We start from the raw sequence: 10,781 nt of genomic DNA, 5'->3' as shown, positions 1-10,781 counted from the left end.
GGATAGGCGCCCAGCTTCGAGGGCCGCTGTACCCGCGTGACTCGCTGACGCTGCGGGCCAGCCTCCCGCTGTCCTACACCCTGTGGACCCGCCAGCTCGGGCTGCGACCGGACGTGATCGAGACGCAGGACGGCGAGACCCGGGCCCTGATCCAGGCGGCGCGCCACTCGGTTCCGCTGGCCATTCACCTGCACTGCCCGACCATGCTCACGGTCCGGCTCTNGGGCCAGCCGATCGGGGCGAAGGGTCTGCTCGCCGACCGGTTGGACCGGATCTCGACCGCCCGGGCCGACGTGGTCACCTCCCCGTCCCAGCTCCTCGTCGACACGCTGCGGGAGCGGGGCTGGCTGGATGACCGCGAGGTCGAGGTGATTCCCAACCCCTTCGACGCGGAGCCGTGGCTGAGCGTTCCCGACGTCGCCGACACCACGCCGACCATCGCCTGCGTGGGCCGGCTCGAGGCCTTCAAGGGCGTGGACGTCCTGCTCGACGCCTCGGCGCGGCTGCGGGCGGCGGGGGTGTCGCACCGGCTGGTGCTCGCGGGGCGCTCGGCGGGTGAGATCGACGGGATCGCCTCGGGCGAGTGGCTGGCCCGCCGGGCCTTCCAGCTCGGGCTGGACGTGGAGTTCACCGGCCACCTGTCCAGTGCGCAGCTCCAGGAGGTCTACCGGCGGGCCCGGGTCGTCGCGGTGCCGAGCCGCTTCGAGAGCTTCTCGATCGTCGCCGCCGAGGCGATGGCGGCCGGGCGGCCGGTGGTGACCACGAACCAGGCCGGGGTCGCGCCCTTCGTCGAGCGGTGGGAGGCGGGGTCCTCGGTTCCGGCGGGCGATCCGGCGCCGCTGGCCGACGCGCTGGCGCCGTTCCTGCTCGACCCCGCGCGGGCGAGCGCGTTCGGGGCCCGGGGGCGTCTCGGCGTGGTCGAGATCGAACCCGCGGCCATCGCCCGGCGCAAGGTCGAGGCGTACCGGCGGGCCATCGCGCACTTCGGGGCGCAGAACCTGCCGCAGCAGCGGCGCCGGTCGAGCCCCCCGAGCACCGGCGCCCTCTACCCCGACCTGCCCGGGGAGCGGCGCCGGCACTGGCCCGCCCCCCGCGGCTGACGCGACGCCCGCCCCGCCGGCCCGGACCGATCGCCCGCCGTGCTGTGGGCGGCGCGGGCCGGCCCGCGCTACTGGTGCTGGCCGGAGCCGGCGCCGGAACGCCACGGGCGGTCGAAGTCGAGATGGTTCAGCGCCCCCGCGTCGACGTAGACCTCGTACGGGCTCTGCAGGGTCGCGAGCAGCGAGCCGGTCACCGGCGCGGCGGCGTCGGGCTCCGCGTTCCCCTCCCCCACCTGGGTGGCGTGCTCCGCGAGGGCCAGGCGCTGGCGCTCGCGCAGGCCACGTGCGTCCACCAGCAGCGGACGGCGTTCCCGCAGCCGGTGGACCGGCTGGACGAGCAGCCGCTGCGCCGACCAGCCCGCCGACCCGTACCCCAGGGTCCAGGGCCAGTGCGTCCAGAGCCAGACGGTGTATTCGAGCACCTGGCCGCGGTACCCGGTCGCCGCCACCGCCCGGCGGACCGCCTCGTTGGTCGCGTCGTGGTCCGGATGGCCCTCGCAGGAGGTCGGCGCCAGGATCTGCTCGGGCTCGAGGGCGCCGATGAGCTCGCCGATCCGCGCGGCGACGGCCGCCACCCGGTCGCTGAGCTCCGCGTCGGGAAATCCGAGGAACAGCACGTCGGACTCGTCGACATCCAGCAGGGCNCAGGCCCGGCGGGTCTCGGCCTTGCGCAGCTCGACCAACTCCGCCGGGGGCAGCGTCGCCGGCTCCCCGCGGGAACCGTCACTGACGATCACCACCGTGACCGGGGTGCCGGCGGCCCGCTTGCGCAGGATCGCCACCGCGCACCCCAGCGTCTCGTCGTCGGGATGCGGGGCGACCACGAGACAGGATCTCGTCGCCATGGACGAGGTGATGTCGATGCCGCNCCGGGTCCAGGCCCTGCGCCACAGCGAGCGCGCCGGCACCATCACCCGGTCGCGCGTCGTCTCCGGATCCNCCGGGATCACCCGGCGGACCGCCTTCGCCACATCCATCCCGTCGATCTCCCCGTGTGCGACTGGTGACCCGGGCGGATCACGGCCGAAATCACTGTAGCGAGCGCCGCCGACACCCACGGCCGCGNCCGGCGGCGAGGGACTGGTCAAACCCCGGTGACCCGCGGCCTACCGCCACCATCTTCGCGGGTGATGCGCATTGTGTCTGACTGATTACCTTCGGCGCGATCGGGTATAAGACTCCAGGGACCAGCCGGGCGGAGTGGGAGCGGTCGTGACGCAGGGGGAGCGTCCGGACCTTTTTGAGGTACTGGACATAGCGGTCGTCGAGACCGGTGCGCGGGATCATCGCATCCGGCGCGCCAACGCGGCGGCCTGCGCCGTGCTCGGCCGCCCCGAGTCCGAGGTCGTCGGCCTGACCTGGGAGGACATCGCCGTCCCGGAGGACAGGGAACGCTGGTCCGAGCAGGCGCGCCTGNGGCTCGCGACGGGCCANCCCAGGACCCGGATGATGCTGCGCCTGCTGCACCCGGACGGCGCCATCGTGCACGCCCTGTCCACGATCGCGCTGCTGACCGATTCCGGCGGGGAAGAGTACTTCCTCTCCACTCTCCAGGACGTGTCCGAGGAGATCGCCGCGCACGACCGGCTCCGGCTCGTGGTGGAGAACACCCCGGTGTCGATCTTCCTGGCGGACCGCGACGGCCGGGTCCTGGTGAGCGAGGGGACGGTGAGCCCGCAGGCTGCGGCGGGGCTGTGGGAGGCGCGTCAGTCCTCCATCTTCACGACGTTCGCCGATCTTCCGCAGGCCGTTTCGATCATGCGCAGGGCACTGGCCGGGGAACGGGTCAACGAGATCGTCGAGGCGTACGGCCGCTGCCTCGACGTGCATCTCGTGCCCATCCGGGACGGCGGCGAGGTGGGTTCCGTCGCCGCGGTGGTCACCGACATCACCGAACGACAGCAGGCCTTGGCGGACCTGCGGGTCCGGTCCNCCGAACAGGCGGTGATCGCCGAGCTCGGCCAGCGGGCGCTGGAGGCCGAATCCCCGGCCGCGCTGTGGGAGCACGCGGTGACGGCGCTGGCCGACCATCTCGGCGCCGACCTCGTGCAGGCCCACGACGTGGACGAGCACGGACACCGGGGTGACCTGCTCGCCCTGGTGGATCGGCGCGTCCCGCCCGAGGCCGCGGCGGGCTCGGCCCCGGCCACCGGGGACGCGGGCACCGGGGACGCGGGCACCGGGGAGGCGGGCACCGCGGACGCCGGCGGCCGGACGGTCCCGGTCGGGCGGGCCGACCAGGTCCTGGCGANGATCGAGGTCCGCCGGCCACCGGGCGCGGAGCCGTTCACCGACCAGGACGACGCGTTCCTCCACTCCGTCGCCGCGGTACTCGGGTCGGCGGCCATCCGCTTCCGGATGGAGAGCGAGATCCGCCACCGATCCCTGCACGACGGACTCACCGGGTTGCCGAACCGCACCGCCCTGCTCGACCATCTCGGCCGGGCGCTGCGCCGCGCCCGCCACGACGACCGCCGGGTCGGGGTGCTCTTCATCGACCTCGACGGGTTCAAGGCGGTCAACGACACCCTCGGCCACCAGGCCGGCGACGAGGTGCTGCGGGCCACCGCCGACCGCCTGGGGCACGCGGTGCGCCCCGGTGACGTGGTGGGCCGGCTCGCCGGAGACGAGTTCGCCGTCCTGTGCGAGAACGTGGACAGCATCGCGGACCTGGCGACGATCGCCGACCGGGTGCTCGCGGCGCTGGAGGTGCCGAGCCAGCTGCGGGAGGCGCCCATCGTGCTGACCGGCAGCGTCGGCCTCGCCCTGTCCGGTCCCGAGCTGTCCGGCCCCGAGCTGGGCGGCGAGGAGCTGGGCGGCGGCGAGGAGCTGCTGAACGCCGCCGACATCGCGATGTACGCCGCGAAGCGGGCCGGACCCGGCCGGCGCATGGCCTACGACCGGTCCATGCGCACCCTGCTGACGAACCGGCTCGCCCACCCCGACGAGCTTCGACACATCCTGGACGCGAATGAACTGATCATGCTGAGGCTCACCGCGGTCTCGGCACTCCTGCACGCCGCGCACTGCTGACCGGCGGGACTGCTGACCGGCGGGCGCCACCGCCCTGTCGTCACAGGGCGGTGTTGATGATCGCCTCGACCAGCGTACGGCCGTCCCGGGTCAGCGTCACCGTCCCGGCGGCCTCGTCGACGCCGACGAGCCCGCGCTCGGCCAGGGCGCGGAACCGGCCGAGCCACGGCTCGTCGAGCAGGCAGCTGCCGGGGAACCGGGCGCGGTGCAGGCGGTCCCGCAGCGGCTGCAGGGTGGACAGGGCCATTCGGATCGCCCGTGCCTCACGGGCGGCCGGCGAGAACGAGGTGGCGGACGCCAGCGGCAGCCGCCCGGACTCGACGGCCGCGGCGTAGCGCCCCCAGGCCACCTCGGTGATCGCCTCCGAGGCCCGGCAGCTCGAACTGCCACCGAGACCGATCGCCACTTCGGCCTCCTGCCGGTCCTGATCCACCATGATCGACTTCCAGGTCTCGGGGCCGAGCCCGGCGCGGGCGAAGTACATGGTCGGATGCTCCACATAGCCGGCGTCGACCAGCCCGTCGGTGAGCACCTCACGCATCTGGTACTGCTCGCCCAGCGTCGGCCACCGGTGACCTTCCGCGGCGAGCCGGTCGCGGTAGGCGGGGATCTGCCAGGCCGCCGGTCGTTCCCCGGCGACCCCGGTCCTCGTCTCGGCGTACGGCCGCAGGTGGAGTTTCGTGCAGANCACCGCGGTCAGTCCGGTGTCCACGACGACGGCCAGGTCCCGGCGGACGCTGTCGACGGTCTGGTCGAGCAGGCCGTACATCAGGTCGACGCTGATCCAGGCGAATCCCAGCCGCTGGGCGTCCCGGACGAACTCCACGCACCGTGCGCCGGTGTGCGGCCGGCCGGACTGNGCCAGCACCCGGTCGTCGAAGGACTGCACCCCGCAGGACAGCTTGGTGACGCCGAGCTCGGCGAGCGTCTCCAACTTCTCGGCCGTCAGGCTGCTGGGATCGCCCTCGAACCGGATCGCGGTGTCGGGGGTGAAACCGAAGTGCTCCCGGTAGAACCCGAGAAGCCGGCGGATGGCGGATGCGGGCAGCAGGGACGGTGTGCCGCCGAAGACGTTGAACTCGCCGACGGGCGCAGCCGCCAGCGTGGGCACCCGGTCGAGCCAGAGGCGGGCCTCGGCGATGTTCAGGTCCACCCACCGGGCCGCCCGGTCCGCGGCCACCGCGGGTTCACCGGCGATCAGGACCGTCGGGTACTGGCAGAACCGGCAGCGGTAGGAACAGGTCGGAATGTAGGACCACAGGTGGATGGGCGCGGTGTCGGCGAGCTGGTCGGCGAGGTCGGCGAGGAAACGCTCNGGCGGATGGTCGGCCAGGTCGCCGGGAAAGACGTGCGCACCGAACGGATCCCGGGCGACGTAGTCCAGCAGCTCCCGGTTCCGCGGCGCGCCGAGCACGGACAGCACCGTCGGAGCCGGGTACGACGGGTCGAGTTCCCGCAGAGACGCCAGTTCCGCGTTCTCGTCGACGATGGTCATCAGAACNCCCCGCCGTTGCCGAAGTAGTCGTGGGCCGCACCCGATTCCCGGTCCTCGCAGTAATAGCGGACGAACTCCCGGAAACGGCCGGCGGGGACCTCGCGCAGGCAGGTGGGCAGCGGCGGTGGTAGACCGATGTCCGACCCCGCCGTCGCCCGCAGCCGGGCGAAGATCTCGTCGGCGAACTCGAAGTACAGCCGGTAGCTCGGCGTCTTGTAGGCGTGGATCGGGGTGAGGTCGACGACGCGCATCTCGTCGATGATCTCGGCGATGCGGCGGCCCAGCCGCCGGGCCAGCGACGGCGTGAAGAAGTCCGCCACGGCGTCGTCGTCGAGCAGGGACGGGGTGAGCAGGACGGGCAGGATCGTGTTCTTCGGCGTGAAGTCCTTGACGGAGAACTCCCACGCCTGCCGGGCCTGCGCCGCGGTGAGGTCCCGGGCTCGGTCGACGGCGAGGTCGGGGTCCCGGATGTCGCGCATCACGATCGTGCCGCCCTGACCGTACGCCCGGCCGGCGATGACCTCGTCCAGGGCATGGTCGACCCGCCGGGGGTTGATCTCGACCCGCGATCTCGNCGCGTACACGATCTCCTCACCGGATCCTCGCACCGAGATGCCGAAATCCCAGTCGTCGGACAGGTGCGGGACGAACCGGCCGTCCTGAACCTGATAGAAGATCTCTATTCCGCCGACCTTCTCGTACGCGCCGCGCTCGACCGCGAAGCCCTTTCCGTCGGGAAAACCGCCGAACAGGCGGAAGGTCACCGCACGGCAGCGCAGGGTGCGGTCGATCGCGGCCCACAGCCGCGGCCGGCCGGCGAAGTGCTCGGCGCGGTAGTAGTAGTCGCAGACCCCGATCGCCGCCTTTCCCGCCTCCATGGCGACGAACAGCTCCCACAGCCAGGTGGGGTCGACCCGGCAGTCCGCATCCGCGGAGACCAGGTAGAACCGCCGGGCCGGCTCGGCGTCGGTCCGGGCCCGGCTGCGCGCGACCGCGAACTGCATGCCCGCCCGGCGGGCGCAGGCGACCCCCTGCTCGCCTTCGTGGATCACCTGGACAGGAAGGTCGGGGTGCGCGGCGGCGAAGCGGCGGGCGACGTCGACGGTGGCGTCGGTGGAGTTGTTGTCGACGACCACCACCTCGTAGGGCACCCTGACCCGCAGCGGTGACCCGTCGTCGCCGCGCTGGCCGTACAGGGACGCCAGCACCGCCGGCAGGTTCGCGGCCTCGTTGTAGACCGGCAGCACGACGGTCATCCGGATGCCGGCGTCCATCGGTGTCGGCCGCAGCGTGGGCCTTGGTGTGGGCCCTGATGTTGGCCCCGGTGTGGGCCCTGGTGCCGTCGCGGGCCCGACCATACCGTCGAGCAGGTCGCCGACCAGGCGGCGACCGAGGGCGAGGCGACGGGCACCGAGCCGGTGGTTGACGGCGACGGTCCGCCGGCGCGTCTCGGCGTCGCCGAGCAGGTCCGCGACGGCGTCGACGAAGTCGGGGGTCGGCAGGTCGCCGGCCGCGAGATCCATCACCGGCGCCTGGAATCCGGCGCTGCCATACACCTCGTCGTACAGGTCGTAGCCGGTGGTGATGTACGGAACGCCGGCGGCGATGGCCTCCCCGATCGGATTGCCGTAGCTCTCGTAGTCGCCGGAGGTCAGGAACGAGACCAGGTCGGCATGGGCGAACAGGTCCTGCACCGAATACCCGCGCCCCGCCGGTCGACCCACCTCACCGGCGTGCGGGGCGAGCCAGCCGCCGAACACCACCCGGTCGGCCACCCCGAGCCGTCGGGCGAACGCGGCGAGACGCGTGTACTCGGCCGGGGATTCCGCCCGGTCGCCGGTGACGAACAGGTAAATGTCGTCGGCCAGCCGCGGATGGGCGAGCAGCGCCGCGAGGAGGTGGATGTCGCGGTCGATGCGCTTCTGCGGAATGAGGCGGGTGGGACGGGCGATGAGGAGGGCCTGCGCCGGAATGCCGTGGTCCCGACGGAAGGCGGCGTTGTGTTCGTCGACGACGGCCGGCGACGCGCTGAACGTGTTCGGCAGGACCGCGAGGTGACGCAGATCGGGCTGCCAGTGCAGCATCCGGCGGCGGGCCTCGGCGTGCTGGACCAGATACTGGATGTGCGGTGAGTCCGCGGGGGCGACGGCCTGCGGATAGGGAAAGGTTCCGTACTTGCCCGCGCCCGGCTCGCTCTGCCACATCAGGTCGTGGTCGCGCCAGAGCACGAACCGACCGAGCCCCTCCTCGCGCCCGTACCGCTCGATGGCCAGATACAGCGCCCGGGTGTAGGTGATGTTCTCCGGCAGCGTGCCGTTCTCCACCAGCACGAACGAGACGCCGAACCGCCGCCAGGTGTCGACGATGCGGCGACTGATCTGCTCGGCGACTGCATCGATGCGCGGCCCGAGCCGCTCGTCGTCGCCGGCCTGGACCACCTCGCGCAGCACGGCGGTCACGAAATCCGCGTCATATCCCGCCACGGCGTCGAGCCCGTCGATCCGGGCGAGCCGAACCCAGTCCGGCAGCAGCGCGGCCTCGTCCCGGTAGGGCCGGAAGAACGCGTTCTTGTCGGCCTTCACGTCGTACCCGAGGTCGAGGTGGACGCGGTAGCCGCGCTCGGAGAGGATCCGGGCGGTCTTCACGAACTCGACCACCACGCCCGAGATGGGGGTCGCGTCGAAGGAGATTCCCCAGAGCACCGGTTCGCCGCATCCCACTGCCACACCCGCCTTTCGGCCGTCTGCCGTGGTCCGCGACGCGCGAGGAGCAGTCNCAGCCGACCGCGACGCGGCGCCACCCGGAATTCGGCTGCCTTTGGCGATCCGCTGGTCGCCGGTGATCCGGTTATACCCGTAGCCGGCCGCTTTCCCACCGCCAACGCGCATCTCCGGTGGCGTTCTCGCGACGGTTCACCCGGAAGAACTCCACGTGCCGCGGCGAAACCCGACCGAACACCGGGCAGGCCAGCCGAGAAGCCTCCGCCGACGCACGGCCCGCGCTCACGCAGCGGGACCGCCGCCACGCAGCGGGGCCGCCGCCACGCAGCGATCACCGCGCAGCCGATCACCGCCGATCGGCGCTCCCCCACGCGGCGGGACCGCCCGCCACGCGGCGACCTCGCCGGCCGGTGTGGTCGCGGGTCGCCGTGCGACGGCCGACGGCGGCCCCGGCCCCGACGGGCGCCGGCGGGCGAAGCGGGCTCCCGGTGCCGGCGGCTGCTTCCGGCGAAATGGTATTACCAGAGCGGATGACGGCAGATTCGGGCGTGAGGAGGTTCCGTGCCGGATTCGGCTCCGACCGAAGTTCTCCTGGTGGAGGATGATCCCGGTGATGCCCTGATGATCCAGGTGGCGTTACTGGACCAGGGAGTGCCGGCGCAGTTGCGGGTGGCCGCCGACGGTGTCGCCGCGATGACGTATCTACGCGCCCTCGGAGCGGGCCGAAGGGTGCGGCGACCCGATCTGATCCTGCTTGATCTGAACCTCCCGCGTCGGGATGGCAGGGAGGTACTTGCCGAGCTCAAGGCCGATGTCGATCTACGATCGATCCCCGTCGTCGTGCTCACCGCGTCGGCCGCGGAGGCGGACGTCGCCGCCTGCTACGACCTGCAGGCCAACGCCTTCGTCACCAAACCCNCCAATCTCGATCAGTTCGCCGAGGTGGTCCGCAGAATCGACGAGTTCTTCCTGACCGAGGTTCGCCTCCCCCTGCCTGACCAAAGGGCAAGGAATGTGTGACCGGCCGGGCTTTCGTCGTCGGCCGGGAACATCGGCTTGATACCTGACCTGCGGGTGACAGAACCCTGACCAACCACCCGGACGTTCCCCGGCCGCACCACGCGGCCGGGGCCGACCCTGGAGTCGCCCGCCGGCCGGATCCGTCTGCCGGCGGGCTGGCGGGCTGGCGGGGACGGGCGCCGGCCGACCTGGTGCTCCCGCACGCCGGCCCTTGATCACAGGTGGGTGCGCGCCCTGGCCGGATCAGTGACTGGCGGAGTCGTTCATGGNACCGCGGGCCGGAAAGGGGACCATGCTCGCCCCGCCGTCGACGAGCAGAGAGGCACCGGTGATGTAGGAGGCCTCCCGGGAGGCGAGGAACAACACCGCCGCGGCGATCTCCTCGGGCAGGCCGGCCCGACCGAGNGGGTAGGTGCTGGCCAGCGCGTCGGCCTGGGCATGGGTGAGGTGACCGAGCATCCGTTCCGTCACGGTCAGGCCGGGACCGACGACGTTGACCCGCACGCNGAGCGGGCCGAGCTCGCCGGCCAGGCCACGGGCGAACGACTCCAGATACGCCTTCGTGGAGCCGTAGGCGTTCAGGCCGGGCGAGAAGACCCGGTTCGCCGCACCCGAGGAGATGAAGATCATCCTCCCGGGAAGCTTCGACCTGGTCAGATGCGGCACCGCCGCCCTGGTGATCCAGTGCAGTGCGTGGACATTGCTGCGCAGCAGGTAGTCGAGCGTGTCGTCGTCGATCTCGGCGAGCAGGCCCTGGGCGTTGTCGGCGGCGNTGTGGACGACCACGTCCAGCGCCCCGTGCCGGGCGACCGCCTCGTCGAACATCGTCGCGACGTCGGCCCGTTCGGCCAGGTCGCCGATCACCAGGGAGGCCGACAGCCCCCGCTCGCGGAACTCGCGCACGGTGCGCTCGCCGTACCGCGCGGTCCGGGCGGCGACGACGACCGTGGCGCCCTCGACGGCGAACGCCTCGGCGATCGTCCGCCCCAGCCCGCGGCCGGCGCCGGTGACCAGGACGACGGTGNCGGCGAAGCGCCCCCCGACCGTCCCCGTCCCCTCCGGCTCCGTCGCTGATACAGGGGCCGCTGATACAGGGGCCGCTGATANGGGGGCCGCGGACACGGGCGCCGCGGACACGGGGGCCGGCGACACGGCGGGTTCGGCGGCCGACGATCCGGCGGAGGTGGCGGATAAGCCGGTGGTGGCTTCCGGTGCTGCTGTCATCTGCTCCTCCTGGCTCTCAGGGATAGCCCACACGGCAGGCCCCAGGGATGAGGACCCGACTGGCTCTCAGGATGGCTCTGCCTGGCATTCGGCGATGGGTCCAGCCCACGCCGGGGTGAGCGCCGCGACCGGTCCGCGCACCCGCATCGAGCGGCCGATCACCGAGGCGCGGTCTTCACCCCGGTGCCG

6 protein-coding genes and 10 pseudogenes are annotated in these 10,781 nt (G+C 72.4%); 7 read left to right on the top strand and 9 right to left on the bottom strand.

Annotated features, from left to right (window positions below):
- Positions 1–222 (top strand): annotated as a pseudogene (locus UK94_RS53490) (glycosyltransferase family 1 protein); the annotation flags it as partial.
- Position 223: 1 nt separating this feature from the next.
- Positions 224–1,100: glycosyltransferase family 4 protein (locus tag UK94_RS15545; protein ID WP_235488061.1), on the top strand; the 877-nt coding region annotated here is incomplete at its 5' end.
- 68 nt (positions 1,101–1,168) lie between these two features.
- Here UK94_RS15545 and UK94_RS53485 read toward each other — a convergent pair.
- Together UK94_RS53485 and UK94_RS53480 are read right to left on the bottom strand one after the other, a co-directional pair.
- Positions 1,169–1,744: pseudogene (locus UK94_RS53485) on the bottom strand (PIG-L family deacetylase); the annotation flags it as partial.
- Position 1,745: 1 nt separating this feature from the next.
- Positions 1,746–1,945: PIG-L family deacetylase (locus UK94_RS53480; RefSeq protein ID WP_235488137.1), on the bottom strand; the 200-nt coding region annotated here is incomplete at its 3' end.
- Positions 1,946–2,300: 355 nt separating this feature from the next.
- On the opposite strand from UK94_RS53480, the pseudogene UK94_RS74005 reads away from it, so the two are divergent.
- From UK94_RS74005 to UK94_RS53460, 3 genes and pseudogenes are all read left to right on the top strand, one after another.
- Positions 2,301–2,516, top strand: a pseudogene (locus tag UK94_RS74005) (PAS domain-containing protein); the annotation flags it as partial.
- Between the two features lie 18 nt (positions 2,517–2,534).
- Positions 2,535–3,032: pseudogene (locus UK94_RS53465) on the top strand (PAS domain-containing protein); the annotation flags it as partial.
- A 426-nt stretch (positions 3,033–3,458) separates the two neighbouring features.
- Entirely contained in the window at positions 3,459–4,133 is a 675-nt protein-coding gene (locus UK94_RS53460; protein ID WP_235488136.1) for a GGDEF domain-containing protein, read from the top strand.
- 688 nt (positions 4,134–4,821) lie between these two features.
- Here the strand turns inward: UK94_RS53460 and UK94_RS53455 are convergent.
- The 3 genes and pseudogenes from UK94_RS53455 to UK94_RS15525 form a co-directional block, all read right to left on the bottom strand.
- Positions 4,822–4,992: pseudogene (locus UK94_RS53455) on the bottom strand (coproporphyrinogen III oxidase); the annotation flags it as partial.
- Position 4,993: 1 nt separating this feature from the next.
- Positions 4,994–5,382: radical SAM protein (locus UK94_RS53450; protein WP_268761392.1), on the bottom strand; the 389-nt coding region annotated here is incomplete at its 3' end.
- Between the two features lie 821 nt (positions 5,383–6,203).
- Positions 6,204–8,330 (bottom strand): glycosyltransferase (locus UK94_RS15525; RefSeq protein ID WP_235488059.1); only part of this gene is annotated, 2,127 nt, incomplete at its 3' end.
- 579 nt (positions 8,331–8,909) lie between these two features.
- Here UK94_RS15525 and UK94_RS53445 point away from each other — a divergent pair.
- A pseudogene (locus tag UK94_RS53445) lies at positions 8,910–9,266 on the top strand (response regulator); the annotation flags it as partial.
- A 1-nt stretch (position 9,267) separates the two neighbouring features.
- A pseudogene (locus UK94_RS53440) lies at positions 9,268–9,368 on the top strand (response regulator); the annotation flags it as partial.
- Positions 9,369–9,638: 270 nt separating this feature from the next.
- On the opposite strand, the pseudogene UK94_RS53435 reads toward UK94_RS53440, so the two are convergent.
- The 4 genes and pseudogenes from UK94_RS53435 to UK94_RS53420 all read right to left on the bottom strand — a co-directional run.
- Positions 9,639–9,773 (bottom strand): annotated as a pseudogene (locus UK94_RS53435) (SDR family oxidoreductase); the annotation flags it as partial.
- 1 nt (position 9,774) lies between these two features.
- Positions 9,775–9,874, bottom strand: a pseudogene (locus tag UK94_RS53430) (oxidoreductase); the annotation flags it as partial.
- Position 9,875: 1 nt separating this feature from the next.
- Positions 9,876–10,140: pseudogene (locus UK94_RS53425) on the bottom strand (SDR family oxidoreductase); the annotation flags it as partial.
- 1 nt (position 10,141) lies between these two features.
- The coding region (locus tag UK94_RS53420) for an SDR family NAD(P)-dependent oxidoreductase (protein WP_268761391.1) at positions 10,142–10,382 on the bottom strand (241 nt) is incomplete at its 3' end.
- Positions 10,383–10,781: the final 399 nt, after the last annotated feature.

Source organism: Frankia sp. AvcI1, from assembly GCF_001420875.1.
Taxonomy (GTDB): Bacteria; Actinomycetota; Actinomycetes; order Frankiales; family Frankiaceae; genus Frankia; species Frankia alni.
Note: the sequence above shows the minus strand (reverse complement) of the source record. Positions and strands in the feature narration are given on the sequence as shown.

Excerpts from the sequence above, each read along its gene's own strand:
- UK94_RS53460 (WP_235488136.1), top strand. The coding sequence starts at position 3,459 with ATGGAGAGCGAGATCCGCCACCGATCCCTGCACGACGGACTCACCGGG.